27 protein-coding genes are annotated in these 26,058 nt (G+C 49.9%); 18 read left to right on the top strand and 9 right to left on the bottom strand.

Going from position 1 to position 26,058, the window contains the following annotated elements:
- Nucleotides 1–34: 34 nt before the first annotated feature.
- Entirely contained in the window at nucleotides 35–1,465 is a 1,431-nt protein-coding gene (locus ACFSUS_RS14710) for an aldehyde dehydrogenase family protein (RefSeq protein ID WP_381523803.1), read from the bottom strand.
- Between the two features lie 132 nt (nucleotides 1,466–1,597).
- On the opposite strand from ACFSUS_RS14710, the gene ACFSUS_RS14705 reads away from it, so the two are divergent.
- From ACFSUS_RS14705 to ACFSUS_RS14665, 9 genes are all read left to right on the top strand, one after another.
- Nucleotides 1,598–2,818: a helix-turn-helix domain-containing protein gene (locus tag ACFSUS_RS14705; RefSeq protein WP_381523802.1), complete on the top strand. Its 1,221-nt coding sequence runs from the start codon at nucleotides 1,598–1,600 to the stop codon at nucleotides 2,816–2,818.
- Nucleotides 2,819–2,923: 105 nt separating this feature from the next.
- Nucleotides 2,924–3,427, top strand: a complete 504-nt coding sequence (locus ACFSUS_RS14700) for a pyridoxamine 5'-phosphate oxidase family protein (protein WP_381523800.1) — start codon at nucleotides 2,924–2,926, stop codon at nucleotides 3,425–3,427.
- 154 nt (nucleotides 3,428–3,581) lie between these two features.
- Entirely contained in the window at nucleotides 3,582–4,349 is a 768-nt protein-coding gene (gene truA / locus ACFSUS_RS14695; protein ID WP_381523798.1) for a tRNA pseudouridine(38-40) synthase TruA, read from the top strand.
- Nucleotides 4,350–4,414: 65 nt separating this feature from the next.
- Entirely contained in the window at nucleotides 4,415–5,017 is a 603-nt protein-coding gene (locus tag ACFSUS_RS14690; protein ID WP_381523796.1) for a nucleotidyltransferase family protein, read from the top strand.
- Between the two features lie 100 nt (nucleotides 5,018–5,117).
- Nucleotides 5,118–5,711 (top strand): DinB family protein, encoded by a 594-nt coding sequence (locus ACFSUS_RS14685; RefSeq protein ID WP_381523794.1) that lies wholly within the window; start codon nucleotides 5,118–5,120, stop codon nucleotides 5,709–5,711.
- A gap of 12 nt (nucleotides 5,712–5,723) precedes the next feature.
- The gene (locus ACFSUS_RS14680) at nucleotides 5,724–5,933 is read left to right on the top strand and encodes a hypothetical protein (RefSeq protein ID WP_381523793.1); all 210 of its coding nucleotides are present in this window, start codon (nucleotides 5,724–5,726) and stop codon (nucleotides 5,931–5,933) included.
- A 33-nt stretch (nucleotides 5,934–5,966) separates the two neighbouring features.
- Nucleotides 5,967–6,356: a type II toxin-antitoxin system VapC family toxin gene (locus ACFSUS_RS14675; protein WP_381523792.1), complete on the top strand. Its 390-nt coding sequence runs from the start codon at nucleotides 5,967–5,969 to the stop codon at nucleotides 6,354–6,356.
- 47 nt (nucleotides 6,357–6,403) lie between these two features.
- Entirely contained in the window at nucleotides 6,404–8,725 is a 2,322-nt protein-coding gene (locus ACFSUS_RS14670; RefSeq protein WP_381523790.1) for a glycoside hydrolase family 65 protein, read from the top strand.
- 169 nt (nucleotides 8,726–8,894) lie between these two features.
- Nucleotides 8,895–9,548, top strand: coding sequence for a class I SAM-dependent methyltransferase (locus ACFSUS_RS14665; protein ID WP_381523788.1), 654 nt, complete (start codon nucleotides 8,895–8,897; stop codon nucleotides 9,546–9,548).
- Between the two features lie 9 nt (nucleotides 9,549–9,557).
- Here the strand turns inward: ACFSUS_RS14665 and ACFSUS_RS14660 are convergent, their stop codons facing one another.
- From ACFSUS_RS14660 to ACFSUS_RS14650, 3 genes are read right to left on the bottom strand one after another with little or no spacing between them, the layout of a single operon-like run.
- Nucleotides 9,558–10,298, bottom strand: a complete 741-nt coding sequence (locus tag ACFSUS_RS14660; protein WP_381523786.1) for a hypothetical protein — start codon at nucleotides 10,296–10,298, stop codon at nucleotides 9,558–9,560.
- A gap of 26 nt (nucleotides 10,299–10,324) precedes the next feature.
- Complete coding sequence (locus ACFSUS_RS14655) at nucleotides 10,325–11,386, bottom strand: AMP-binding protein (protein ID WP_381523784.1); 1,062 nt, start codon at nucleotides 11,384–11,386, stop codon at nucleotides 10,325–10,327.
- Nucleotides 11,387–11,393: 7 nt separating this feature from the next.
- Nucleotides 11,394–11,861 carry a QcrA and Rieske domain-containing protein gene (locus tag ACFSUS_RS14650; protein WP_381523782.1) on the bottom strand — a complete coding sequence of 156 codons (468 nt, stop codon included), beginning with the start codon at nucleotides 11,859–11,861 and terminating at the stop codon, nucleotides 11,394–11,396.
- Between the two features lie 127 nt (nucleotides 11,862–11,988).
- Here ACFSUS_RS14650 and ACFSUS_RS14645 point away from each other — a divergent pair, with 127 nt between their 5' ends.
- Together ACFSUS_RS14645 and menB are read left to right on the top strand one after the other, a co-directional pair.
- Entirely contained in the window at nucleotides 11,989–12,447 is a 459-nt protein-coding gene (locus tag ACFSUS_RS14645; protein WP_381523780.1) for a DUF2452 domain-containing protein, read from the top strand.
- Between the two features lie 71 nt (nucleotides 12,448–12,518).
- Nucleotides 12,519–13,343: a 1,4-dihydroxy-2-naphthoyl-CoA synthase gene (gene menB, locus ACFSUS_RS14640; protein ID WP_381523778.1), complete on the top strand. Its 825-nt coding sequence runs from the start codon at nucleotides 12,519–12,521 to the stop codon at nucleotides 13,341–13,343.
- A 151-nt stretch (nucleotides 13,344–13,494) separates the two neighbouring features.
- Here the strand turns inward: menB and ACFSUS_RS14635 are convergent, their stop codons facing one another.
- The 4 genes from ACFSUS_RS14635 to ACFSUS_RS14620 form a co-directional block, all read right to left on the bottom strand.
- Nucleotides 13,495–13,905 carry a hypothetical protein gene (locus tag ACFSUS_RS14635; RefSeq protein WP_381523776.1) on the bottom strand — a complete coding sequence of 137 codons (411 nt, stop codon included), beginning with the start codon at nucleotides 13,903–13,905 and terminating at the stop codon, nucleotides 13,495–13,497.
- Between the two features lie 296 nt (nucleotides 13,906–14,201).
- Nucleotides 14,202–14,408, bottom strand: coding sequence for a hypothetical protein (locus ACFSUS_RS14630; protein WP_381523775.1), 207 nt, complete (start codon nucleotides 14,406–14,408; stop codon nucleotides 14,202–14,204).
- A gap of 70 nt (nucleotides 14,409–14,478) precedes the next feature.
- Complete coding sequence (locus tag ACFSUS_RS14625; protein WP_381523773.1) at nucleotides 14,479–15,870, bottom strand: S8 family peptidase; 1,392 nt, start codon at nucleotides 15,868–15,870, stop codon at nucleotides 14,479–14,481.
- Nucleotides 15,871–15,944: 74 nt separating this feature from the next.
- On the bottom strand, nucleotides 15,945–16,994 hold the full coding sequence (locus tag ACFSUS_RS14620; protein ID WP_381523772.1) for a trypsin-like serine peptidase: 1,050 nt from the start codon (nucleotides 16,992–16,994) through the stop codon (nucleotides 15,945–15,947).
- A gap of 200 nt (nucleotides 16,995–17,194) precedes the next feature.
- On the opposite strand from ACFSUS_RS14620, the gene ACFSUS_RS14615 reads away from it, so the two are divergent.
- Together ACFSUS_RS14615 and ACFSUS_RS14610 are read left to right on the top strand one after the other, a co-directional pair.
- Complete coding sequence (locus ACFSUS_RS14615; RefSeq protein WP_381523771.1) at nucleotides 17,195–17,755, top strand: dihydrofolate reductase family protein; 561 nt, start codon at nucleotides 17,195–17,197, stop codon at nucleotides 17,753–17,755.
- Between the two features lie 335 nt (nucleotides 17,756–18,090).
- Nucleotides 18,091–18,579, top strand: coding sequence for a sensor histidine kinase (locus tag ACFSUS_RS14610; protein WP_381523769.1), 489 nt, complete (start codon nucleotides 18,091–18,093; stop codon nucleotides 18,577–18,579).
- 125 nt (nucleotides 18,580–18,704) lie between these two features.
- On the opposite strand, the gene ACFSUS_RS14605 is transcribed toward ACFSUS_RS14610, so the two are convergent.
- Nucleotides 18,705–18,902 (bottom strand): hypothetical protein, encoded by a 198-nt coding sequence (locus ACFSUS_RS14605; protein WP_381523767.1) that lies wholly within the window; start codon nucleotides 18,900–18,902, stop codon nucleotides 18,705–18,707.
- A gap of 451 nt (nucleotides 18,903–19,353) precedes the next feature.
- Between ACFSUS_RS14605 and ACFSUS_RS14600 the strand changes: the two genes are divergently transcribed.
- From ACFSUS_RS14600 to ACFSUS_RS14580, 5 genes are all read left to right on the top strand, one after another.
- Complete coding sequence (locus ACFSUS_RS14600; RefSeq protein ID WP_381523765.1) at nucleotides 19,354–19,893, top strand: gluconate 2-dehydrogenase subunit 3 family protein; 540 nt, start codon at nucleotides 19,354–19,356, stop codon at nucleotides 19,891–19,893.
- 28 nt (nucleotides 19,894–19,921) lie between these two features.
- The gene (locus ACFSUS_RS14595; protein ID WP_381523763.1) at nucleotides 19,922–21,670 is read left to right on the top strand and encodes a GMC oxidoreductase; all 1,749 of its coding nucleotides are present in this window, start codon (nucleotides 19,922–19,924) and stop codon (nucleotides 21,668–21,670) included.
- A 44-nt stretch (nucleotides 21,671–21,714) separates the two neighbouring features.
- Complete coding sequence (locus ACFSUS_RS14590) at nucleotides 21,715–22,374, top strand: hypothetical protein (protein WP_381523761.1); 660 nt, start codon at nucleotides 21,715–21,717, stop codon at nucleotides 22,372–22,374.
- Between the two features lie 358 nt (nucleotides 22,375–22,732).
- On the top strand, nucleotides 22,733–24,598 hold the full coding sequence (locus ACFSUS_RS14585; protein ID WP_381523759.1) for a serine hydrolase: 1,866 nt from the start codon (nucleotides 22,733–22,735) through the stop codon (nucleotides 24,596–24,598).
- Nucleotides 24,599–24,715: 117 nt separating this feature from the next.
- Complete coding sequence (locus tag ACFSUS_RS14580) at nucleotides 24,716–26,035, top strand: serine hydrolase domain-containing protein (RefSeq protein ID WP_381523757.1); 1,320 nt, start codon at nucleotides 24,716–24,718, stop codon at nucleotides 26,033–26,035.
- Nucleotides 26,036–26,058 lie beyond the last annotated feature (23 nt).

Below are 26,058 nucleotides of genomic sequence, written 5' to 3'. Positions count from 1 at the left end.
AAGTGCGCTTCGGGGCGAAGCATAAAGACCTCTATTACAAATACTTCACGATGAAGCGTATCAGCTTCTTAACCTTATCGGTATAAGGCGGATAGATGAACTTCATCGTGCCGAAGTCGCGCTGCATGATGCCCCGCTGGTTCGAAAACTCCTGAAAGCTGAAAAAGCCGTTCGACTTACCCAACCCGCTGTTGTTGACGCCACCAAACGGCAATTCTACATTACCAAATTGTAGCATGGTGTCGTTGATAACGGTATCACCGGCTGAGGTATGGTCGATGATGTATTGCGTGTTTTTGCGGTTACGGCTGTGAATGTACAAGGCCAGTGGTTTCTCGCGCTGATTGACAACCTGTAACGCGTCGTCGAGCGTATCGTACGTTAAAACGGGCAGTACCGGACCGAAAATCTCATCTTCCATGACCCGCATTTCGGCAGTAACGCCTTCCAGTACCGTTGGCTCGATGAAGTTTTGATCGGCATTCATCGTGCCGCCGATGGCTACTGTCGCGCCTTTATCAACCGCATCGTCAACCAACGCCTTGACGCGCTGAAAATGCTTGCTGTTGACAATTCGGGCATAGCTGTCCGACGATTCAACTGGGTTGCCATCGGGGCTATACATACTTGTCAGTGTTTTACGCAACGCCTGCATGAATGGCTGCTTAACCGACTGATGAACAAGCAGATAATCTGGGGCAATGCAAGTCTGGCCGTTATTGAGGCATTTCCCCCAGGCTAGTTGCTCGGCTGCCTGTTTAACATTGGCTGATTCATCGACTATGGCGGGCGATTTGCCACCTAATTCTAACGTAACCGACGCTAAATGCCTGGCGGCAGCGGCCATAACAATCCGCCCAACCGCCGGGCTACCCGTAAAGAATATGTGGTTAAAAGGCAGTTCAAGTAAGGCTTTCGATACCTCCGCATCGCCTTCAAACACGGCGACCTCTTCAATCGGAAACAACTCCGAAATCATGCGCTTAATGAGACTCGCCGTATGCGGTGTTATTTCTGACGGTTTCAAAATTGCCACATTGCCGGCAGCAATGGCGGATACCAACGGCCGAATCGTCAACACGAAAGGGTAATTCCAGGGCGCAATGATCAAGATATTACCCTTAGGTTCATGGCGAACGTAGCTCTTGGTACCAACCAAGCTAAGGGGCGTTGGGAGCTGCTGAGGTTGCATCCATTGTTTGAGGTGCCGAATCGTATGCTTTATTTCGGTATACAACGCCATTAGTTCGGCCAGCGTTACCTCCGCCGACGGTTTTCTGAAATCGTCGTACATGGCCCGCTGAATGTCCGTTTCGTTCGTTTGAACCCACTGCTGAATCTTGCGGATGCGTTCAATCCGTTGCTCAGCGGTTGTCAGAGCCATTTCAGGTGCATAGCGACGCTGTGCCTCAAAAGCGGCCCGTAGATCATCGCGTTGATCAGTGTCACTAAGAATAGCATTCATGGGTGCTCGTTATAGGCGTATACAAGTCAAATTATTACAATAATAGTACAAATTTGAGGGTGAAATGGTTGGTATTGGCATTTAAAACGTGAAACGTATATCTTAGCTGAAACTTTAGTAAACCCGAACCGGATGACGCTCGTCAGTGACAACATCCGCTATCTGCGCAAACTGAATGGGTTGACGCAGGAGCAATTCTCTCGGAAAATAAATATAAAGCGTTCGCTGTTAGGCGCCTACGAAGAAGGCCGCGCCAATCCGAATCAGCAGAACATGCAGGCCATTGCCAAAGCCTTTAATACAACGGTTGAGTTATTAACCCGGCAGGATCTTCGCAAAGTTCGTGAAACACCTAATCTGAGTATACCACTTGGGCAGCCAGGCAAAGCCGCTGAATCAAGAACGCACAGCATTCGGTCGGATGGCAAGATCGACTCCGACGATGACGATCCATTTCAGCACCCTGACTTCCCGGACATATTTGCCCAGCCTGAGCCCAAAACGCCTGAGCCACAGCCGCTGGCGTCGGTACTGAATAAGTATTACCGAACCGAAGATGAGCATTCGTCAGGAATAGCCCGGACCGGAATGATACGGGAGCCGCGTCCTGCGCCGGTTCCACCGGTCATAACGCCCCCGGTACGGCCAGTCAACGAATCAACTCAGCCTGTGCGGACTGGCGGAACGGGCTTTCAATCGGTAGCGCCAAGTTCGCCCGTTGACCGGCTATTTGGTCAACAGCCCGAACACAGAGCGGCCCCCGTGCCAACACCTCCATCGTCGGCCCGTGCTTCTGAGCCGCTGGCGTTTAACAATGTCTACGAAGGGCCAGGTACATCAGCTCGGTCAAGTTCGCCAAGTCAGGCTGTCGCGCCAACCATTCCGGTGGTCATGCAGCATCAGTTTGGCGAGTATAACCAGCGTTATCAGCAGGCTGAGTTCCTGCACCGTCTGCCTGCCATGCACCTGCCGACGCTGCCCGAAGGGCACTACCGAGCCTTTGAAGCTGGTGACGATTTTGCGTTTCCTGGTGCACTCCTCGTTGGGCAGTTTGTGCGCAACTGGTTCGATATCATTGATGGAAAGATGTACGTATTGCTCACCCACCGCGAACGGTCGGACGTGTCGGGTATCTGTTGCCGACGGGTCTATAACCAGGTCAAAGTCAAAGGAACGCTATTGTTAGTAGCCGACCGGGCCGACATCCCCAATCGTGAAGTGGCCTTGAAAGATGTGCTCGAAGTCTGGGAAATCCGCGCCTTCGTTAGCCAGCAATTGCCCCCACCAGCACCGAACACTGAGCGGCTTCGTCAGTTAGTCGACGAGCTTCGCTTCGAGGTTGAGCGGTTATAGCTACGACTTCGCTGAGTGAGCAGAGTTAGTTAGTTTTTAATGGATTTACAAAAACTCTATTTCTGTAGTGGAGTTATAGGTAAGTACAGCAAACTAACACAGCGAATGCAAGCGCAGCAAACTCTCAACTCGATGGAGCTTGATAAGCTCCGGGACAAAATTAAAGACATTCGAATCGCTATGCTGACTACCCTGGAGGAAGATGGCGATTTTCATACCCGCCCGATGGCCACCCATGAAATGGACCCCGATGGTACCATGTGGTTCTTTACCTACGACAATTCACACAAAGTAGACGAAGTACGGCAAAACGAGCGGGTCAGCGTGGCTTTCTCCGATCCAGGTTCAGAATTATACGTAACCACGAAAGGAATCGCGGAGGTCGTTAAAGATCGGATGAAAATTAATGAGCTGTGGTCAGATATTCTGAAGACTTGGTTTCCTAATGGCAAAGAAGATCCGCACATTGCCCTCTTGAAAGTGACTATTCATGCTGGCGAGTACTGGGATCGGCCGGGTGGTAAAATGGTTAAGCTGTTTGAGATGGCCAAGGGGGCCATTACCGGCGATGCTGATAAGACGGGTCGTAACGAAAAATTTGGTGAATAACCGCATTGACGAAGTCGAACGGATCGTTCGTCTCTAGTTTCGTTCCTTCCTTCTTTGAACGGGGGCTTCGGTTTAGACTAGTTTAGTCTGTAACTGAAGCCCCTAACCGTTTCATAGCTAACTCCAAACGAGCTATTCGTATTTTTGCTCGTATATGCGTTATTTTCTTGAGTTAGCGTACCGGGGCACGAATTACCACGGATGGCAGCGACAACCCAACGGCCTGAGTGTGCAGGAAGTGCTCGAAACGGCCCTGACGACTGTGTTACGGCAACCCATCGCTATCGTCGGTAGCGGTCGAACAGATACCGGTGTTCATGCAGGACAACAGTTTGCACATTTTGAAGTCGAAACGGCGTTGCCTCTTCAGTTACTTCGGTCTGTCAACAGTTTAATCCCGAATGATATTGCTGTATACGATTGCTTTCCCGTTCGTGCCGACGATCATGCGCGTTATACCGCTACCTTTCGGTATTATCAATACCATATTACTCGTCGCAAGGACCCGTTTCGGGATGGGCTAGCGTACGTATTCACGCTTCCGCTGGCTGTCGACCGCATGAACGAGGCCGCAAGCCGATTACTGTATTACACCGATTTCGAGAGTTTCAGTAAAGTTAAAACCGATGTGCGGACGTTTAATTGCCGCATTGATTTCGCTTACTGGGAGCAAAAAACAAACGGCGATTTAGTATTTCACATACGCGCTGATCGCTTCCTGCGCGGCATGGTTCGGGCCATTGTTGGAACATTACTGGCGGTAGGGCAGGAGCGGTTGTCTGTTGACGAGTTTGAGCAGATTATTCAGGCGAAAGACCGTAAACGAGCCGGTCGGGCGGCTCCCGCTGAAGGATTATCGCTGGTCGAAGTGGGGTATCCTGCTGAAGTGTTTGAGCATCGGCAGAACCCGGCCGTAATGTAAAATGTTCTCTGTATAAACGTACTGATTTCGGTATACTGTAAACCGAAAACCAAAAAAAGCATCACTTGAAAATTGGAACCATCATCTTAGCCGCTGGCGATTCCTCCCGGATGGGCGGTGAGCCTAAACAATTGCTGACTTACAAAGGCCAGTCGCTCATTCGAAGAATTGCGGAGAGCGCCCTGGCGTTGCAAAAGGGCCCGGTTGTGATTGTGTTGGGCGCTAATCGTGAGCGGATTGTGCCGGAGCTGGCTGGCTTACCGGTTACGCTGGTCGATAACCCTAGCTGGCCAACGGGGCAGGCATCTTCGCTTAAGACGGGGCTCGCGGCCCTTTATATAACGCACAAAGATATTGAAGCTGTCATGGTGCTGCATACCGACCAGCCACTGGTATCGCTCGGCCTACTATTGCACATGTTTGAGGTTCGTAGGGAAGAAGGTAAAGGTATCGTAGCCTGCCGTTACGAGACACAGATCAGCGTTCCGGCCCTCTTTAATCGTGATTATATTGCCGAATTGTTGCAGCTAGAGGGTGATAAAGGTGTAAAATGGGTAATCGGCCGCCATCGCAACGACTGCTCCCAAGTACCTTTTGAAGCGGGAGCCATTGACCTCGACTCGAAACGCGACGTAGAGTTGTTTAACCAGGCACACTTGCCTGTTTAGTTACTTTCTATGTAGACCGTCCGTCCTGGTCGGGAGTAAAGACCAGGTGTTTTCTTTGCCGAACGGGATAGGCGGGACTACGTTTCTCCGTTTTTTAGTCATGCAAAAACTCGCAACTGCTCAGGAGCTTCAAAGCCGCATAGTCACCATTTTAGAAACAGTGGTCAATGAGTTTAAACCGCTGACTGATGCACAACTGCGTTGGAAGCCGACCGCGGCCCGACCGGCGCCGGACCAATGGAGTATTCTGGAATGTCTGCAACACCTGAACCTGGCAGAGCGGTTCTATATCCGTAATATTCAGCACAAAGTAGACCAGCTAGGTTTGGTACAGACTAGTCCAACCGATCAGGTGCTTGAATCCGATTGGGTAGGCAAGGCAATGCTGTATACTGTTGATCCACAGGTGAAAATTAAGCTGCCAGTGCCGGGTATGATACGGCCTCGCCGGGTCGGCGAACTGAATCCGACCGAGGTGATCAACCAGTTCGTCGAACTACACACATTACTGCGTGAATTATTAGCGAAAGCGGTCTATCTCGACTGGAATCAGGAGGAAATGATGACGCTGTTCGGGAATTGGTTGAAGATACGATTGGGCGACGCCCTCCGGATGCTGGTGGCTCATTCTGAACAGCATATTAATCAGGCGATGCGGGTGAAGAAGGAAATGAATAACTTTGTGGCGTCATAAACACCTTAGGCCATGAGTTTGAAAGAACAAGTAGCATCGCAACTAGATCAACTGACTGAGCCGGAATTGGCTCGTGTTGCTCACTATATAGCTGAACTTAAGGACCAATTACCTCCTCGTCGGATTAAAAATGACGCTTATCTAGAGGTAAGGGAAGCGCTGAAAGGTATTGAAGGGTCTATGAGCCAGTTCATCATCGATGAACGCACGGACCGAGTATGATTTATTACTTCGATACCTCCGCTTTAGTCAAATATGTATGTACCCGAGAATGGTAGTGAACAGATTACAACTATCATTCAGGCTGCCGAAACATACTTATACATATCAGAATTGACTTGTATTGAGATTAAAAGCTCTTTTGTTACTAAGTACAGAACCCGCCAGATCAGTAAGGAAGAATGGTTGACAGCCTTGCAGGCGTTTGATAAATCACTGGCTAATTTTTATATCGAGCCGTTGAATGAATTTGTGCGAGCGGACGCCGAACAACTTATTCAAACATATGCAATTCACTTCGCGCTACGTGCATTGGACGCAATTCAACTGGCTACATATCGGCGTTTAACGTACATAAATGTGATTTTGGTTAGTTCCGACGAGCGGATGAATGTATTAGCCACGGAGTTAGGTCACGTTATCTGAAACCCAGCTATCCCTCCGCTCTAAATCTTTTCACAACCTGTAATTGAATGAAAAATTACCTTACCCAAGACCCCTGGCGCATCGTTGAAGAGGGTTTCCACCGTGACTACAACGAAATCACCGAAAGTGTACTTTCCCTTGGCAACGGCCGACTTGGTCAGCGGGGCAATTTCGAAGAGAAATTTACGGGTAAAACCTTGCAAGGCAATTACGTTGCCGGTGTCTACTATCCCGACAAAACCCGCGTCGGCTGGTGGAAAAATGGCTATCCTGAATACTTCGCTAAAGTACTGAATGCCGCCAACTGGATTGGCATTGACATTGACGTTGAATACGAATCCCTCGATCTGAACACCTGTGAGGTGCGTGATTTTCGGCGCGAGCTGAATATGCTGGAAGGCTATCTCGAACGCTCGTTTGTGGCTATCCTGAAAAGCGGTAAAGAGCTAAAGGTTACGTCGACCCGTTTTTGTAGCATTGTCGATGATGAATCTGGCGCTATTCGTTATGCTATTACGCCCCTGAACTTCGAGGCTAAAATTACCATTACGCCTTATATCGACGGGGCCATTCGCAATCGTGACGCTAACTATGATGAGACGTTTTGGGATGAGGTGCGTAAGGAAACTGGTTACGGGGAAGCTTATATCGAGCTTCGTACCCGTAAGACGGGCTTTCACGTAGCGACCGGAATGTGCGTGGCTATTGAGCAGGATGGCTCAAAAGTAGATTACCAGTCGCAGCCGATTAAATATGAAAAGTATGTCGCCAATCGTATGACACTCGATTGTCGGCAAGGACAGGAGACGGTAATTTACAAGTACGGAGTCAACCTGTCGTCGCTGAATTATGACAGCGATACGCTCATCCTGGAAGCTCATCAGTATATCCAGCGCATCACGCGAAAGGGCTTTGAAAAAATGCTTTATGAACAAAAGCAAGCCTGGGCCGATAAGTGGAAAACAAACGACATCATTATTGAAGGCGACATTGCCGCTCAGCAAGGTATTCGCTTCAATATTTTTCAGCTGAATCAAACCTATACCGGCGAAGACGAGCGGTTGAACATCGGTCCCAAAGGGTTTACGGGTGAAAAATACGGCGGGTCAACATACTGGGATACCGAAGCGTATTGCCTGCCGTTCTACCTCTCGACTGCCGATCAGAAAGTAGCCAGAAACCTGCTGATCTACCGCTATAAACAGTTAGAAAAAGCCATCGAGAACGCGCAAAAGCTTGGTTTTCGGGCGGGTGCCGCGCTTTATCCGATGGTGACGATGAACGGTGAAGAATGCCATAATGAGTGGGAAATCACGTTTGAGGAAATCCACCGAAACGGCGCTATCGCCTATGCCATTTACGACTACGTTCGTTATACGGGTGACGAGCAGTACTTGGTCGATTACGGGCTGGAAGTCCTGATCGCCATCAGCCGGTTCTGGAGCCAGCGCGTGAACTGGTCGGCCGCCAAGCAGCAGTATGTGATGCTGGGTGTGACTGGGCCAAACGAGTATGAAAACAATGTTAACAACAACTGGTATACTAACTACATTGCTGCCTGGACGCTACGGTATACGATTGAAGCCGTTGGGAAAGTAAAGGCGCTGGACACTCATAAATACGCCGAGCTTATCGACCGCATTCATTTCCGGGAAGAGAAAGAACTAGCTAACGCCCAGCAAATTGTGGACAAGATTTACCTGCCCGAGGACGAAGAAAAAGGCGTTTTTCTGCAACAGGAAGGATTTTTGGATAAAGAGCTGATGCCGGTTACGGATATTCCGAAGGGACAGCGCCCCATTAATCAGAACTGGTCGTGGGATCGGATACTGCGTTCATGCTTTATTAAGCAGGCCGACGTTTTGCAGGGACTTTATTTCTTCGAGGACGAGTTTGACACCGACACACTCCGACGCAATTTCGATTTCTATGAGCCGATGACCGTTCACGAGTCGTCATTGTCGCCTTGCGTTCATAGCATTCAGGCGTCAAAGTTGGGAATGAAAGAGAAAGCCTACGAGATGTACCTGCGCACGGCCCGGCTCGATCTCGACGACTACAACAACGACACCGAAGATGGCTGTCATATTACGTCAATGGCCGGCACCTGGCTGGCTGTCGTGAAAGGGTTCGGTGGTTTACGGATCGAAAAAGAACAGCTTATTCTGAATCCATATTGCCCGGATAACTGGCAGTCGCTGGCGTTCAAGATTCGTTTTCGGGGCGCTTTGCTTCAGGTGACAACCACCCAGCAGGACATAACTGTGCAGAACTTTTCGCAGCAGTCAATTACCATTAAGTTGCATGGCGAGAACGTAACCCTTGCTGGCGAAAGTCAGCAAACGGTTGGCGTTTCGGTAGCAGCCTGAGGCAAATGCTGCAATAAATTTGATCCAAATTGTTCAGACCACCTCAGCCCAATACAGAAACTTTCATACGCTGAGGTGGTCTGACTGTTACAAATGAGTCGTATTCGCTATTTATAGTGATCAACTGGATAACCTGCTGCTCAGCTAAGCGCATTTATAAGACTGAACGATGGCTCAGGTATCGGCTCCTGGCGGAAATTTTGATTGGGTAGCGCCGGGCTATGACGCCCTTTCGTCTGTCGTGTTCGGGCAAAAATTGCGTCAGGCACAAATCTTGTTTATTGACAAAATTCCGCCTGGTGCATCCATATTGATTGTTGGAGGAGGAACCGGATGGTTACTCGAACAAGTGTTGACACGTTGCCAACCCGGCAGGATGCTGTACCTTGAAACATCGGCTGGTATGGTCAATTTAGCCAGCCGCCGAATGGTGAAAAAGGCACTCGTTGGCACCGTCGAATTTCGGGTGGGCGATGAGACAACACTCCGGCCCGATGAACACTTCGATGTACTGATCACCCCGTTCCTGCTGGATCTGTTCACTGAAGCCACATTGCAGAGCCAACTGATTCCTAAGCTTCTTAACGCACTAACCAAGGACGGGCTCTGGCTCGTTACCGATTTTGTATGCACTGACATTTGGTGGCAAAAAGCTTTGGTGCGCACCATGATTCAGTTCTTCCGGATTACGGCAGGCATTGAAACCAGTCAGTTAGTTGATTGGCAGCGGCTTCTTACTGAAGCGGGCTTAACGCGTACGCAACGTCAACCGCAGGTAGGCGGCATGGTTTCTGCTGAAGTTTGGTCGCGCGTTTCTCAATGAAAGCTAATGCTATAGATTCTGTAGTTTTTTCGTCAACGCCGGAAAAGTGCTCACATCATACCACTCTTCACTACCCAGGTTTAGCCATTGTCCTGTTTGCTTGGGGCGTTTTAGCTGAGCGCTGTCTGGGTCGTAGTCGTGTTCGTATACAAAGCTCATGATTCGTTGTAACTCACTCCAGGGCAAGGTTTTTCGACGTTCGTTACGTCCCTGAATTCGTTCAATCTGCACGGCTCGTTCCGTAAATGATGCGCTCACGTTAAGCGTCAGGCTGTCTGGTCGCACGTTAAAATCCAGATAGGTCAATTCAAAGGGAGCTTCGCGGCCACCGGCTTCATAAGCAGCCTGCATCAACTCTTGAACCAGATAATCCCAGTCGTCACGACTACGGGGTGTGCCCTGCTGTTTTTGGCCGTTAGGTAGTTCAATGGTTAACTCAAGGAACGCTTCTTCCTCATCTAACTCTTCTTCCACAAGCGAACTCAGCCGCGTTTTGTCGGTTAACTCGGTTAAGGCCTTTTGCCAGGCATTAGGCAACCGTCCCGACCATTGAAAGTCATCATCGCGAGTGTACCCTTCGGCAATCAGCTCGTCATCGTCGATGTCGTCGCGGTCGGGAAACGTAATGGAAAAGTTTACATCCAGTGAGCCATTCGCCGTGGGCCGGGCCGTCAATGTATAGAAGTAAGCATAGGGCGCCGGCAGCGACCGGGCAGTTTGATAACGAATCTGAAGATGTTTGAAGGACATGTACCATTAGTTAACGCGCTACAAAGTTAGTGGATTCGGGCTATAGTGGCGTTACGGTCTATTTTGCCGGTTGGCGTTTCAGAAAATGGATGAACTGTAATAAATTCTCTGGGTACTGAATAGGGGCCAAGCTGCGTTCGTACAGCTTCCTGAATAGTCAGCCACTGATCAGGGCTTAAGGCAAGCTGTTCACCTATCAAAACCACTCGTTGTCCGAGTCGCTCGTCGGGAAGCCCACTCACAAACAGGCGATTGGTCAGTCCAAGGGAAGCCAGCACAAGCTGAGCAACCCGTTCTACCTGCTCGGGTTGTACTTTCACCCCGCCAGTATTAATAACCATATCAGCGCGACCCAGCAGCCGAAAATGAACGGCATCAACCAAATCAACGACATCATTGGTTTGAACCCGCTCGAAATTGGTGGCCGCTGACGTAATGTGCAGGCAGTTACGTTCATCAGTGCCAATGTCGACGCCGGCCAGTGCGGTGAAAACATCCGTCGCAGTTGGGCCATTCAGTCGGCGCAGGGCAATGTGCGACACCGTTTCGGTCATGCCATACGTAGCATAGACGGGTGCCTGGATAACCTGCAACGCCTGCTCAAGCGCCGAGCTAGTAGCCGCTCCACCGATCAGAATGGCCTTCATGCTGTTCAGTATCGGTAGTTTATCCGGAGTCGATTCCAGAATAGTCTGAAGCTGCAAGGGCACAAAGGCTGTAAACGCAAAGCTAGTTTTAGCCGGGTCAAAATCGGCTAACGGAGTACTCGAGGGTTCAATGATGGTCATGGGCAGGCCCAACTCCAGGCCACGCACGAGCATCATGATACCAGCTACGTAACGAACGTTCAGGCAAACCAGTGCAGCATCTCCCGTCCGTAGCCCAAGCGTTTGGCCGGTTAAGTGTGCACTGGCTTGCATCTGCGTTCGTGTTAGCACAATCGGCTTTGGAGTTCCTGTTGAGCCCGACGTGTGTAGGGTGAACTCAGTCTGTCCGCTCAACCACGCCCGGCAAAAGTCAAGCGCTTGGGTTTCATACGCTGTATTCGCAATGGGCCAACGGGCCGGTTGAGCCGGGTCTAGAATCATCGGAAGCCTAATTATACACTCGAACGGTACCCGTAGCCGGATTTGACACAGCCAGATATTTTGTCAAAGGTAGGCTAGCCGGGCCATTGATTACTTTACCGCCGATGTCGAACCGAGATAAATGGAGTGGGCAGTAAAACTGGTCATCATTCGGTTTAAACACCAGCTTAGTCCCCTGGTGAGTGCAATTGGCCGAGACCGCCACAAAGTCGCCATCTTTGGTTTGGGCTACAATGATCTCATTCACTATAACATAGCCACCCTTTACCTTTAAATTCGCATTCGCCTGCTCATCTAGCCGAAGCGTAAAATCAATTTTTTGGTTTGCATCAGGCTGTGGATCACCGTTAGCTTGGCCTGCACAGCCTGCCATGCATCGGGTAAGCATAATGGCCCCGATTGTGGTGCCAACTAATCTGAAAAATTCATGCCGGGGCATTGTAGGCTGGTCGGCGGTCGGAAAGATGGTTTCCATATTGGTTTATTGTACTTTTGCGGCAGACACTCTTTTAGTGGTGTAAATGTACCTTTTTTTGTCATTCAACGACAGCGAACAAACAGGTTCGTCGGACTGTTATCCACGGGCGGTCAGCCCAACAACTATGGAAGAAGCGAAAGTAGTGATCAATCCGATTTCGCCGGATAAAGTTGCCGAAGCACCTGGCCTGCTGGCCTATGCACACACGGCCGGTGGGGCCGTCATTCGGCCCGAAGACAAGGGTAAGATAACCGGCCGGGCAGTTTCGGCTATGCGCGAGCAAACCGACATGCAATTAAGTCAGCTCTACAAGCAGATGCAGTTGCTGGCCGACCAGGCCACTGCCATCCGGCACCGCGTTGAAGTATCGGAACGAATCTATGCGGCTCAGATGAGTTTTGAGCCGGTTGTAGGGCATACGTATTACTTTTATACACGTAAAAATGGCACGGACGTACTATCAATGGTTGGACCAACCGAATGGGGGCGAAAATTTCCGTTTGAGCGCTGTCTGGCTACCGTTCGGATGATGGCCGACCATACGTGGGATGTGCAGTATCATGATGTTAACTATAATGAGTAAAAGAGCGAATGAGTGGTTTGTTTCCAGTATTCTTTCGCTCTTTCATTCTTTCACCCTTTCACTCTTTGTTTATGCAAAGCAATTACCCCTGGGAAACAATTAAAGAATATCAGGAAATTCTGTTTAGCTACTACGACGGAATTGCTAAAATCAGTATCAATCGCCCACACAAGCGGAATGCGTTTACACCGCTGACGGTAAAAGAAATGTCGGAAGCTATGGAGTTAGCCCGGCAGGACGAGCGCGTTGGCGTGGTTATTTTAACCGGCGAAGGTGGCGAAGCATTTTGCTCCGGTGGCGATCAGTCGGTTCGAGGGCATGGTGGCTACGTCGGCGAAGACAAGGTACCGCGCCTGAACGTACTCGATTTACAGATGCAGATTCGGCGCATTCCCAAGCCAGTTGTCGCCATGGTCGCCGGGTACGCTATTGGGGGTGGCCACGTGTTACACGTTATCTGCGACATTAGTATTGCCGCTGATAACGCCCGTTTTGGGCAAACTGGACCTAAAGTGGGCTCGTTTGATGGTGGTTTCGGCGCTAGTTATCTGGCCCGGATTGTAGGGCAGAAGAAGGCCCGCGAAATCTGGTTTCTGTGCGATCAGTACAATGCTCAGGAAGCTCTGGATATGGGGCTGGTGAACAAAGTGGTACCACTTGATCAGCTTGAGGAAACAACGATTGCGTGGTGCCGGAAAATGCTCGAAAAAAGCCCGATTGCATTACGTATGCTTAAAGCCTCATTCAATGCCGAACTGGATGGCCAGGCTGGCATTCAGCAACTGGCGGGGGACGCAACCTTGCTTTATTATTTATCCGATGAAGCAAAGGAAGGGAAAGATGCATTTCTGGAAAAGCGAAAGCCGGATTTCAGTAAGTTTCCCAAGTTCCCATAAAAGAAAAGGTCCGGCGCAGTTGTCGGACCTTTTCTTTTATGGCGCTTTTTGTATGCACAAATGGTTTTCGTGATTCCGACATAAGCCGTGACGCCGGACCGCTCGGAGCTACGAAAGCAACAACAGCTTTGTAGACAACAAATGGCATTAATTACCATTTGCCATTCCGGGTCAATATTTCTCCCATATCAAAGTAGCACTGTCGCCAAGCCTGCTCCACCTCGGGGGTCCAGTCAGTGCCTAATGCTTGCTGAATTGTCCACATCAGCGCTCGTCCCAGGTAAAGAATTTGCTGCGGAGAAATCACATCGGGCAAGTAATGAGTGGCCAGTGAAAGTAGCCGTATGTTTGTAGCTTCGGGTTGATTCAGGCGGGCAATAATCATGCTGAACTCATCAATTAAGGCGGCTGCTTCCCCTTTCAGGCGAAAACTGGCCAGAGGTCGCCAGGAGGAGCCTTCGAGCTCTAGCCGGGTTAGAAACACGTTGCTGAGCAGTTGAGGGTCTATGGGACGTAATAAGCGCCACGTTCGTTGCACTAGTGTAATTTGCTCTTCTGTCATCTCATAGGGTATTCTGTAATAAGCTTCTAAGTTGGCGATACGGTAAACGGATACCAACTTTTTTCGCACAAAGCGTTCCAATCGTCTGTTGAACTGTATCTAATTGCCCGGTGAATTGCTTTTTGCGGTGTTGAGCTTATGCGTTCTCGAGTGCCGCGTTTGCTGGTTCAATCGGAAACGACTACTCGTCATGGGTCTGTGTTATTGTTAACTTTCTCGTATGTCCTGAACCGTCACGGACCCGAGAGAGCTAATAATGATTAAATGTGCGTAATACAGAGCATAAAACAGCGCCTTTAAGCAATACCTACCGACCGATCTGGTTCAACTGCTACCACTTCAGGAATGGCGTTTATGGCCGGTAACTGGCCATCATCTGCCTTAACCGTAATCACATTGATCTGATCAAGAACCTGGGAGACTTCGACCGATTTAGTTGCGAGTTGAGCGGCAACTTTCGACGACGCGCCTGCTTCAACAAGGACCGTGTAGTTTCTTTTCATGGTGATTAACTTAATGAAGTTTATTCAGAACGCCCACTGCCAGGCCTGGCAGTGGGCGTAATTCGTTTGACTAAAGTGCTTCCGAGATCGTCTGATCGGGCTGAGGGATGGTGTCTGAGACAGGCACCTGACTCGGCGGAAACACAATGCGGATTGGCACTAACGGAGCCTGAACTAACCCGGCGCCTACATCGGTAGTTGGCTCATGCAAGGGCTTAGCCATCGACAGCAGTTTTTTCCACAAAGCAAACCCCCGGTTACTTTTGCTCTGCTGGGCCAACAGCGCGGCAATGCCTGCAACGTGGGGAGTCGCCATGCTGGTGCCATTCCACGTAACATACTTTTCGGGAAGTTTTGTGGACGAAAAAACGCCTTCACCTGGCCCGGCAATGTCGACGTTACCGTAGGGAGCATGAATACCCCGGTTAGAGAAACGGGCGACTTTTCCCGTCTTGTTCACCGCGCCAACGGCCATGATAGACGGACAGTTCGCCGGGTGCGACACGGGACGGACGAAGCCAGGGCGATTGCTATCGTTACCGGCAGCCGCTACAATGAGCGTACCTTTTGCCAGAACATTAGCGGCTACATTCTCGAAAATCTGAGAAAAGCCTGGCTGGCTGGTAGATGCGCCCAACGACATGCTAATGACTTCGCATTTGTTAGCCAGCGCCCAGTTGATGCCCGCCAGTATGCCGCCATCACTACCAGATCCTGCATTTGACAACACTTTACCAGCGTAGATAATCGATTCATACGCAATTCCGTACCGGGGAATAGTCGGATCGACAGGGTTAAGAGGACCACAAGCCGTGCCGATGCAGTGGGTACCATGACCGTGACCATCCTGTACGCTCTCCCCATCAATAAACGATGCGGTAATAATCTTGCGCCCAGCAAAGTCAGGGTGACTCAAATCCATGCCCGTATCCAGCACGGCGACTCTGATGCCTTTGCCAGTAAACTCGCGAAACCGGTTTGGATGAACAACGTTGGTTTGTTGCAAACCCCAGGTTGATCCGTTGGCTTCAACGCCAATTTTGTCGAAGGATGCCGTTGTCTCCTGACCACCCTGACCTAGTTTTTCGACCAGCACATCAACCGCGTCTTTAAATCCTTTCAGATAATCGCTACTGTTCAGCGCCCGCACTACCCGCTCTGGTTCCACGATGTACGACTCATTGTCGTCGGCCATTACCGAAAGGCTACTTAGCTGCTGTGGCTTCGCATTAACAACGGCAACACCTAATTCTTCCAGATAAATGGCCTCTTGTTGCTCAAAATCGGTACTGGAAACAACGCTGTCTTTAAAGTCAGACGAGCGCATCATCTGCAAACCCGTTGCCTCCCGAAAAGCTTCGGCTTGTTTGGCGGTGTTGTTACTATTGGGCATCATCACCAGATAACGCCCTGTGTATTCTTCGGAAGCCTGAATAGCCGCCGGTTCAGTTGATTTTGACATGATTGAAACGTAGTTTTAGAAATAGTTAACATGATTGAACAAGCCCGCATCTACGCAGACGAGGGTCTCTTACATCAAGGATGCTCGTTACGAGCGCGAATGATCAGGTCCACCATATCGCTGCCACCACTGGCAAAGTTGGTGGATGGGTTGTGGGCACTCTGCACGCATACAGTGTGAGGTGCGCCATTCCAGTACCCGAAAAACGATCCTCCTGATTGACCCGGCCAAATATCTCCCCGGTGATTCAGGTACTGGTGAGCATCGCCCAGGTTGTTGGCCCCGTCGAGTGCAATGCTCCCTTGGTACGTCGGGCGCTGTCCGCCAGTCAGGTCACCAGGATAGCCCACGTGAGCCCAGTAAGCCCCGCCATCCCACGAGTCGGTGTATGATTTACTGCCCAGCCAGCCGGTCTGGTCTCCAATGCGGCTGTTGAGTACAATCACGACATAATCGTATTGAAGCTCTGTCGAGTTAATACCATCGCCACCCGTTACTTTTTGCTTATAATACGTTAATGAAGCCCAGGCCGTACCAAATGGCGTGCTGCCGTTGTAAAACGCAGGTTTGAAGGAAAGCCACCCGGTCGAGTTGTTGGCCTGCCAATCAACAATGTGGCTGCACGTGAGCAAATGCCGGGGACCAACCATCACCCCGCTGGCAAACCCCAATGGGGAGTCGACCCGCCCGGAGCATCGCCAGGGATAGTTCGTATCGTTGAAAACCTGACGCTGATCGGGGCTGAAAATCGTTTCAACGCCTACAGTTCCGCCCATGAATTCTTCCCGATCGATGAACTTAGGCTTAGCGTCCCGCTTCGGCTCCAGCTTTACCTTAGGGTTGAAATCGGCGAATTCGGGAATATATCCCGTTGTTTCCAGGGGTTTCGAGAGCGCAAGTACCTCCTGTTGAGTAAGACGTTCGACAGCAATCGACCGGGAACCTGCGGGGAAGACCCGAGTGCCCAGCGGCACTTTTTCAGGGTCGTCGGCGGGCAGATTCTCGTCTTGTGCTATCTTAACCAATGGTGGCTCCACTCTGGCTTTGCGAGCGGGAATGCGTAGTACCTCTTCGGCGGTCATGGGTTGATCGGCCGCTACTGCCAACGAATCATTCGTTTTCATACTGTTCGTGTTTAAGGATAAAAAATGGTTTAAGGAACTCGCCCACTTTAGTAGAGTAGACGGATTGTTAGTCGGTGGAGCCGAATCCGATGGCAACACGAAAGCACAAGGTTTTATGATCCTCTCCGAAAATTTGGCGTAAAGAATAAATGGACACCTATTTTTGCCGCCTACGATCCACTTCCTAAACCTCAACACTCATGCGCAAACTGATTTATGACGTAGCAGCCTCCTTAGATAATTACATCGCCCACTCCGACGGCTCCGTTGACGGCTTTCAGTGGGAAGGCAATTTTGTTGACGATTTCCTGGAGCGTATCAAAACGTATGGAGCCGTTTTAATGGGTCGCAAAACCTACGAGTGGGGCTTTGCCTTTGGCCTGCAAAAAGGAGAACCCGCTTACACTCAGGTTAATCCTCAACTAAAGAACTATGTTTTTTCGTCCTCTATAAGCTTTGAGCCTAGTCCCCTGATTGAAGTGGTTCGTGAGCATGAAGTCTCTTTTGTTGAGGGCCTAAAAGCTCAGTCGGGCAATCCCATTTGGCTCTGCGGGGGTGGTGAACTGGCCAGTAAGCTGCTGGAAGCGCACTTAATCGATGAGTTGGTCATCAAGCTAAATCCGGTCGTGTTGGGCGAAGGCATTCGTTTGTTTGGGTCAAGCCAGACCAAGGTTGGGTTAAGGTTGACCGATAGTAAGCGGTACGAAAACGGGCTAATGCTACTGAACTACCAGATTCAGTATGAATCGCCGGTTGCTTAGGAAATAGAGAAGGTCAAACGGCTAATCGACTGGCCCCTATAATATTGGATGAGTGCTGGCTCAGGACCTTATTGCCTTCATTTAGAAGCAGCTGATTTAATCGAACTGGTAAGAGGCCTGATGATTTTGGATGAGCTAGATAGGTCGCGACGGTCACACGTAGGTGAGTTTGAAAAGTCATAAATATACTAGCTGTTCAACAGATGCTTCCTCGGCGTTCGGACTCTATAAACAAGCCGTAGACGAAGCCAAAGCTGTTGAAACGCCTTATTCAACAGCTAGTTTGATGCCCTGAAGCAGCAGATTAGTCCCGACTTTTTTTTAACAGCCTCAATGTGCTGGATTCGCTCATTGATGAGAATCCTACCCAGGCCCGCGTTTTTCTGGAGGAATTAAGTACTGTTTATCGGTATTTGCTCCGCGCTAATGAGCAAAATCTAACCGACTTAACGTCTGAACTGTCGTTCATTCGGTCGTACTTTCACCTTCTGAAGATACGCTACGGTAGCGGAGTGAACATGGTTGTCGCCGTTGATGAACGGCACGGCATGTACCAGATTCCACCCCTGACGCTCCAACTGCTGGTTGAGAATGCCGCAAAGCACAATGTTGTGCTACCCGAACAGCCGCTGTCTATCCGCATCCAAACCGGAGACCATCAACAGGTAGTAATTCGCAATAACCTGCAACGGAAAAAGACCCGCGTTATCTCGAACCAGGTGGGGCTGGCCAACATTGCCATGCAGTACCGACTACTAAATAGGGGGGAAATGCGCGTGGAAGAGGATGAAAATTACTTCACCGTTACGCTGCCGTTACTGTAATCAACGTCGGCATCTCATCATGGTAAATTTGTGAGTTACGCTGGAAGGCGAGTGATATTCTTACCGAACTAATGTAGCCATTTTCCAGGCCAGCGCACAAGGCGCGTTGCCGATGGCCTGGAATTTTAAGCACAAATGCGAACCCGCGACAAGCGGATATCCGACCGGTTGAACTGACGTTGCATTTCGGCAAACACCCAATCGATAGCTTCGTCGGGATCAGTTGCGTTAACGCAAAGATTCTCATCTTGCCTGATGTTGTTTTTTGCTTCGTCTAGTAAATCAAAGACGACCCGGATTAACTGTTTCTTTCTGGTAGCCATAGTAATTCAATAATTAAAAAAGAGGCAATCAGCGTGGGGTTCTAAACTTAGCTGCCTGCTTGCCGCAATCACCGTTTCGACGCGCCAGACAGATTATGCTTACTTGCTGATTCCGCTTAGCAGTAATTGATGCCCCAAAAGTAATACTTGTCTATTGTAGTTGTATTATATATAGCAAAATAAAATTATAGAAATATATTTATACAATTGACTACCTGCGTCAAAGCTGTAGATGGGGCCTGTTACCGAGCTAAATTTTACCTGTAGGAGAAGTTACATCGCCCGATTCTCTTTGGTCAACACCTGTAAGCTATATAACCAGAAGAGCAAAGCATTTCTATAATAGTCATTAGTAGGACTACTAGCTGACCTGTCTTTTACGTATAATCTTATCAACGTGCTCAGACTACTAAGCACAGCTTTACAATTGTATTTAACTTCTTAGCGTACTATGCAACGACGTTCTTTATTGAAAAATATGGCCATAGGTATGGGTGGGTTAATCACGCTACCGGCCTGGGCTTCCAGCTGGACCCCCGACTCAATTGGCAGGGTGGCCACTGTATCGTTCGATGAAGAAATGCTACTTGGTGAAATTGTGGAGACCTTCATTCCTCAAACCGATACGCCCGGTGCCAAGGGGCTCTTTGTACACCAGTTTGCGCTACGTATAATTAAGGACTGCTACGATCAGTCAGCCCAGACGATGTTGCAACAGGGGCTAGCCCTGACGGATGCTACTGCTCAGCAAACATATACCAAGTCGTTTGCTGATTGCGATGCCACCCAACGTAAGGACGTCCTGGCCAGACTTACGGCATCTACCGACCCCACTGGCAAGGCATTCGTCGATATGACCAAGCGCCTGACCATCTGGGGCTATACCAACTCAGAATTTTATAAGGTTAATGTAGAGAAGTATGTTATGGCACCTGGGTTCTATCGCGGCTGCGCGCCTGTGCCTAAAATAGCCGTGAACGGTACCCGGTAACTTTCTTCCATCTGTTCTTCCTAACGCTATGTCATTCTTAAATATAGATTCGGTTAAAGCCCGCACATTCGATGCCATTGTTATTGGTTCGGGAATTAGCGGTGGCTGGGCTGCCAAAGAGTTAACTGGTAAAGGTTTACGTACGCTGGTACTGGAGCGCGGCCGCGACGTAAAGCACATTACTGACTATCCCACCACGATGATGCAGCCCTGGGAGTTTCCTCATGCCGGGCAGTTGTCAAAAGAATACCTGGATGCTAACCCTATTGCCAGTCGATGTTATGCAAACCGAGAGGACGCCAGTCATTTTTTTGTCAAAGATGCCGAGCATCCCTACGTGCAGGAGAAGCCTTTTGACTGGATTCGGGGCTATCAGGTTGGTGGGAAATCGCTGATGTGGGCGCGGGGCACCCAACGTTGGTCACAATATGATTTTGACGGGCCAGCGCGCGACGGATTTGCCGTCGAGTGGCCCATTACTTACAAAGAAATAGAACGCTGGTACAGTTACGTCGAAAAGTTTGCGGGTATATCAGGTAACAAAGACGGTCTGGCTCAACTGCCCGATGGAGAGTTTCTGCCACCCCATGAGCAATCGTGCGTCGAGAAATACTTTACCGAGCAAATGGCCAAGCAGTACAAAGGGACGCGGCCCATCATCATTGGCCGTTGCGCGCACCTGACCAAACCGCAACCTATCCACTACCAGCAGGGCCGGGCGCAGTGCCAAAACCGCTCCTTATGCCAGCGGGGCTGTCCATACGGGGGCTATTTCAGCAGTAATTCGTCGACGCTGCCCTGGGCGGCTAAAACCGGTAAGCTGACACTCCAGCCCGATTCGGTGGTGCACTCGATTATTTTTGACGAAAAGAAAGCCGGGCCGACCGGTGCGCCGGTGCAATCCGGCCGGGCGTCCGGGGTGCGGGTGATCGACGCGCACACTAAACAGATGACGGAATATTACGCCAAGATCATATTTGTTAATGCTGCCTGCCTGAACAGTAATCTGATTCTTCTGAACTCAAAATCAAGCCGCTTCCCCAACGGGTTCGGTAATGACAACGGCCTGCTAGGCAAGTACGTAGCGTTTCACAACTTCCGGACCACGATTTCGGCCGAATATGAAGGTTTTTTGGACACAACCACCGAAGGTATTCGTCCCAACAGTAGTTATATTCCCCGCTTCCGCAACGTATTCAAGCAGGAAACCGACTTTTTGCGAGGCTACGCAGCCGGGTTTGGTTCTAGTCGCATGACCCACGCCGATACGGCAGGCATAGGCGAGGAGTTGAAAGCAAGTTTGATGCAGCCCAAGTATGGTAACTGGCGCGTGGGTTCACACATGATGGGTGAGACGATTCCCAAAGAAAGCAACTACGTAGCGTTAGACCCAAATTTGGTCGATCCCTGGGGCATTCCACAACTCAGCGTCTCGGTAGCTTACGACGAAAACGACGAAAAGATGATTCGTGATTTCCACGAGCAGATGACTGAAATGTTAACCGTTGCGGGCTTTACTAACATCCAGACTCACGACAAACCTGATAAAGCGCCGGGCCTCGATATTCACGAAATGGGTGGTGTTCGGATGGGGAAAGACCCCAAAACATCACTACTCAATAAGTGGAATCAATTCCATACCTGCAAAAACGTGTTTGTCACGGACGGGGCTTGCATGACCTCAACCTCAACCCAAAACCCATCGCTGACTTTCATGGCCATAACGGCCCGAGCCGCGAATCATGCTGTAGAGGAGCTTCGTAAAGGAAATTTATAGCACGAGAGCACGGGCAACGTCGTTGCCCGTGCTCTACCATAGAAATGAATCGGTTTACAGTGTTTGTTGTATTGGTTACAGCTTGCCAAACTGTCTACGCCCAGCCGAGGGTTCCAAAAGCTGATTATGCTGTGTATGAGGCTGGTTTGCCTACGAAATCGTATGGGCGAGATAACCGGTTTTATCTGCTCCCGAAAACAGTCCCCATCTACCGAATAAAAAATCTTAAGATCTGGTACCAGCCGCGCTTGACTCCGGCTGAACTAAGGAACAGGCGGCCACCGTCCGATTCATTGTGGATCTGGGAAGATACTTTGCAAGCGTCCGAATGGCGTCAGCTGCTGTTACGTTTTAATACGCTTGACACGTCTGACACGCTGCTTCTTGACAAAACACAGTTCCGGGTTATGCCTGTTTACAGCTGGCCAACGGATGCCGAGCGGCACAGACAACAAACTCGTGACACGATCCGCAGTGATGACCCACTTGTGCTTTTCCAAAAACTTGCCCGATTTGACGCTATTCCGATTGAGCCCTACTACAATGTCCTGTCGCAAATTACTTACTCGCCCGACGGGCACACCGCTATGTTCTATTATGCCCATTACTGTGGTAGTCGGTGTGGCAGCGGTGGTTTAGTCTTTCTTAAACAAGTAAACGGCCTGTGGACGCATTATTATACGCACCAAATCTGGATATCCTGAAAGCTGTATAAAAAAACGTAGTCTCGTTTTCAGGACTACTGATACAAACTGCGTTCAAGAAGGCAAGCGTAATTTATAAATCCAATAAAAAATCAGCTGTTGCTTTGGATATCATTTTTGTAATTATGTACTTTGCTTTACAAAGTACTTTTGAAGACTTAGACGATGAGCTATTTAATAACGCCAGTAACTAGTCAACCTAGAACTACCCAGCTAATCACGAGCTCTACCAAGCTAGACTATTTCAGGACGTATGTATCGTTACCGAGAACGCTTTTGGGAGTGATTTTTGGCCCAGTCAAAGGGGGTATGCCAATAAGACTAGCAATGAAAATATGTCAAGCCTGTTTTTTTACCCATGAACTTTGTAAGACAAAGTACTTTTTGGCGGGTAATATTCGTGTTACACCATCACTTTTTTCAAAATACAAACCATATGAGAATAAAAATTACTAACCGCTTTAAAACGGATTCGAACGATGCTAGCGTACCAAAAATTACAATGTTCATTATTATCCAGGGAATGATTGACCGTAGGGGGTTTTGTGGCAAGGCTGAGCGAATCCCCTTTTTGCACCCAGCAGTGCCTGTGTTCATTGCCTTGTTTATGGGTACAACTGTCTACGCACAGGACAAAACCAGTGAGATTGACAAGATCTTCGGTTGGGCAACGTCAGCTACCCCAGGGTGCGTATGCGCCGTTTCGCAGAACGGAAAAGTGGTGGTGAGCCGTGCTTACGGATCTGCTGATCTCGAACGCGACCTGCCATTAAACCCAAGTTCAATCTTTGATGCCGGATCGGTTGTGAAACAGTTTGTTGCCGCAGCAATCCTGCTTCTCGTTGAAGAAAGAAAACTTTCTCTTTCTGACGATGTCCGCAAACACATTCCACAACTGCCCGACTACGGCCATAAGATCACGATAGACCATTTACTCACCCATACCAGCGGCATCCGGGACTGGACCGGGATTTTGCCCTTAACGGCGGGGAACGAGGATGCCCTAACCTTGACCCTCCGCCAGCGTGCTCTTAATTTCGTGCCCGGCGATGAATGGTCGTATTCAAACAGCGGCTATGTGCTGCTCAAAGAGATTGTCGCCCGTGTGAGCGGGATGTCGTTCGACGAATTCACCCGTAAGCGCCTGTTCGAGCCGCTCGGTATGAAGAATTCCGCCTACCACACTAACCTGCGCGAGATTGTTAAGAATCGCTCACTCGCGTACGAGAAGGACCGAAACGGTTGGAAGACGGCGATGAAACTCGATAATGACCGGGGCGGTGGTGGCGCTCTGCTCACCACGGCGGACGACCTCCTGATCTGGAACGACGCGCTGACAAACAGCCGTCTCGGCCAGTACGTCACTGAAAAGCTTCACGAACCGGCAACGCTGAACAACGGCAGGAAGCTGGGCTATTCCCGCGGCCTGTCTTTCGAAACCTACCAAGGCCTCAGAGAGGTGAGGCACACCGGTGGCGCTGGCGGTTACAGCACATGGCTGGGTCGCTATCCCGAGCGAGGTCTTTCCATTGCCATTCTGTGCAATTCAGACGCCATGAGCACGACGGCGCTTGCTCACCGCATCTTTAGGCTATACGTGCCCGCCACCGGAGCGCAAGGCGCTGATAGCAATCTGCCGCCAATCGCTGCCGAAGGTGTCGACCCCGCGGGACTCGACTTGAACAGCAAGGTGGGATTGTTCTTTAAGGAGGGTACCGCCGAGCCGCTCCGCTTGGTCGTGGATCAGGGTAGACTGCGCGTGGCAGGTGGCCCCGCCCTCGTGGCGCAGGCGAAAGACCGCTTCAAACGTTGGGGCGCCGTCTTAGAATTTATGTCGGGCGACGAGTTTGAGGTCTACTTCCTATCGCAAGACCGGTTCGAATTGAAGTCCATAGAAGGCAAGACGACCCGGTATCGGCGTGCTCAGCTTTACGCCCCCAGACCAGATGAACTACACGCTTTTGCCGGGCGGTTTGGCAGCGATGAGATTGGGAGCGTATTGCAAATAGAACCGAAGGAAGACGGCCTGATAATGCGTCTCGAACATTCGCCAGCTAAGAGTTTAGAGCTTAAACCCATTGATGGTGATGCGTTTCAGTTTATGGGGATCTTGGTGCGCTTTCGTCGGGACAAAGACGGCAAGGTCGTGGCCCTCGACTTGAGTAATCCGGTTGTGCGTAACATCAAATTCACCCGGCTGAGCGACCAGACCAGCCGCAAGTAGCACTAAAGAATGAGCCGAAAAACAACTCACAAAGGTCTCATGTCAACAGGCAAACGCTTCAGGTAGTCCCAAACGAGCCATAGAATGACACATTCGCTATTATTCAAACGTATAAAGATGAGAATAGTATTCACCGCTTTACTGTCACTGGCCTTATTTACCCCAGGCTACGCACAGACGCTCGATAAAGCCAAACTTGACCAATTTTTCGACCGGCTCGCCGAGAAAAACAAGGCGATGGGGAGTCTGACCATCACTAAAGATGGCCAGATGCTTTACGCCCGTAGCATTGGCTACAGCCAGATTAACGGAACCGAAAAGAAACTGTTGACTCGGTCGAGCAGGTACCGGGTCGGTTCAGTCACAAAGATGTTCACCGCAGTAATGATTTTTCAGCTCGTTGAAGAAGGAAAACTGAAGCTGACGGACAACCTCGACAAATTCTTTCCGCAGGTGCCCAACGCCAATAAAATTACGATAGCCCACATACTTGCGCACCGCAGTGGTATCCATGAGGTAAGCGGGGATCGGGAGTTCCGAACCCGGCGGCTGGATGGAATGACGAAAGATGAATTGCTTGCCTTAGTCGTCAACAGCAAACCTGATTTTGAGCCGGATGCAAAGGATGCTTACAGCAATACCGGTTTTCAGCTTCTGGGTATGCTCATCGAAAAGTTAACCGGTCAATCCTACCAGGAAGCCCTACAGGAAAGAATCACGTCGAAGATTGGGCTCAAGGATACCTACCTCGCCATGGGAAACATCGATGTGAATAAAAACGAATGTTTTTCTTATCGGTATTACTTAGACTGGAAACAGGAACCCCAAACGCACGCCAGTCTTTTGTTCGGCTCGGGTGCCCTGATTTCGACACCGGCCGATCTGGCTACGTTCATTCAGACGCTTTTTAACCTGAAACTGGTCTCGAAGGAGAGCCTCGATCAGATGAAGCAGAATACGTTAGGCATGCAAACCTTCACGTACCATGGCAAGACTTTCTACGGGCACACGGGCGGAGTCGACAACTTCGGATCGTGGTTGGTTTATCTGCCGGAAGAAAAACTGGCCCTCGCCTACACCTCGAATGCGAAAGTTTACCCGGTAGCCAAAATCATAGACGGCGTTTTCGATATTTACTACAACAAGCCGTTTACAATTCCTGACTTTGAAGCGATCACCGTCAACCCCGACGTTCTGGACAAATACGTCGGGGTTTATTCAATCCCAGGAGCTCCCATGAAATTTACGTTTTCCAGAGATGGCGCGACGCTCTACGTTCAAATGACCGGACAATCCGCTATCCCGCTCGAACCGATAACCCATGATAAATTTGGTATCGAAAGTGCCGGTATTGTTTTTGAGTTCGACGCTGCCGGGAGCCAGCTGATTCAAAAACGGAACGGTCGGGAGCGGGTATTGACCAAGGAAAATCAATAATCGTTAAACGGCAATCCGTAAAA

This window comes from Spirosoma soli (genome assembly GCF_042684525.1).
GTDB classification, from domain to species: Bacteria; Bacteroidota; Bacteroidia; order Cytophagales; family Spirosomataceae; genus Spirosoma; species Spirosoma soli.
Note: the sequence above shows the minus strand (reverse complement) of the source record. Positions and strands in the feature narration are given on the sequence as shown.

Coding starts and splice junctions, on each gene's coding strand:
- ACFSUS_RS14710 (WP_381523803.1), bottom strand. CDS start 1,465: ATGAATGCTATTCTTAGTGACACTGATCAACGCGATGATCTACGGGCC.
- ACFSUS_RS14705 (WP_381523802.1), top strand. CDS start 1,598: ATGACGCTCGTCAGTGACAACATCCGCTATCTGCGCAAACTGAATGGG.
- ACFSUS_RS14700 (WP_381523800.1), top strand. CDS start 2,924: ATGCAAGCGCAGCAAACTCTCAACTCGATGGAGCTTGATAAGCTCCGG.
- truA (WP_381523798.1), top strand. CDS start 3,582: ATGCGTTATTTTCTTGAGTTAGCGTACCGGGGCACGAATTACCACGGA.
- ACFSUS_RS14685 (WP_381523794.1), top strand. CDS start 5,118: ATGCAAAAACTCGCAACTGCTCAGGAGCTTCAAAGCCGCATAGTCACC.
- ACFSUS_RS14680 (WP_381523793.1), top strand. CDS start 5,724: ATGAGTTTGAAAGAACAAGTAGCATCGCAACTAGATCAACTGACTGAG.
- ACFSUS_RS14675 (WP_381523792.1), top strand. CDS start 5,967: ATGTATGTACCCGAGAATGGTAGTGAACAGATTACAACTATCATTCAG.
- ACFSUS_RS14670 (WP_381523790.1), top strand. CDS start 6,404: ATGAAAAATTACCTTACCCAAGACCCCTGGCGCATCGTTGAAGAGGGT.
- ACFSUS_RS14665 (WP_381523788.1), top strand. CDS start 8,895: ATGGCTCAGGTATCGGCTCCTGGCGGAAATTTTGATTGGGTAGCGCCG.
- ACFSUS_RS14660 (WP_381523786.1), bottom strand. CDS start 10,298: ATGTCCTTCAAACATCTTCAGATTCGTTATCAAACTGCCCGGTCGCTG.
- ACFSUS_RS14655 (WP_381523784.1), bottom strand. CDS start 11,386: ATGATTCTAGACCCGGCTCAACCGGCCCGTTGGCCCATTGCGAATACA.
- ACFSUS_RS14650 (WP_381523782.1), bottom strand. CDS start 11,861: ATGGAAACCATCTTTCCGACCGCCGACCAGCCTACAATGCCCCGGCAT.
- ACFSUS_RS14645 (WP_381523780.1), top strand. CDS start 11,989: ATGGAAGAAGCGAAAGTAGTGATCAATCCGATTTCGCCGGATAAAGTT.
- menB (WP_381523778.1), top strand. CDS start 12,519: ATGCAAAGCAATTACCCCTGGGAAACAATTAAAGAATATCAGGAAATT.
- ACFSUS_RS14635 (WP_381523776.1), bottom strand. CDS start 13,905: ATGACAGAAGAGCAAATTACACTAGTGCAACGAACGTGGCGCTTATTA.
- ACFSUS_RS14630 (WP_381523775.1), bottom strand. CDS start 14,408: ATGAAAAGAAACTACACGGTCCTTGTTGAAGCAGGCGCGTCGTCGAAA.
- ACFSUS_RS14625 (WP_381523773.1), bottom strand. CDS start 15,870: ATGTCAAAATCAACTGAACCGGCGGCTATTCAGGCTTCCGAAGAATAC.
- ACFSUS_RS14620 (WP_381523772.1), bottom strand. CDS start 16,994: ATGAAAACGAATGATTCGTTGGCAGTAGCGGCCGATCAACCCATGACC.
- ACFSUS_RS14615 (WP_381523771.1), top strand. CDS start 17,195: ATGCGCAAACTGATTTATGACGTAGCAGCCTCCTTAGATAATTACATC.
- ACFSUS_RS14605 (WP_381523767.1), bottom strand. CDS start 18,902: ATGGCTACCAGAAAGAAACAGTTAATCCGGGTCGTCTTTGATTTACTA.
- ACFSUS_RS14600 (WP_381523765.1), top strand. CDS start 19,354: ATGCAACGACGTTCTTTATTGAAAAATATGGCCATAGGTATGGGTGGG.
- ACFSUS_RS14595 (WP_381523763.1), top strand. CDS start 19,922: ATGTCATTCTTAAATATAGATTCGGTTAAAGCCCGCACATTCGATGCC.
- ACFSUS_RS14590 (WP_381523761.1), top strand. CDS start 21,715: ATGAATCGGTTTACAGTGTTTGTTGTATTGGTTACAGCTTGCCAAACT.
- ACFSUS_RS14585 (WP_381523759.1), top strand. CDS start 22,733: ATGAACTTTGTAAGACAAAGTACTTTTTGGCGGGTAATATTCGTGTTA.
- ACFSUS_RS14580 (WP_381523757.1), top strand. CDS start 24,716: ATGAGAATAGTATTCACCGCTTTACTGTCACTGGCCTTATTTACCCCA.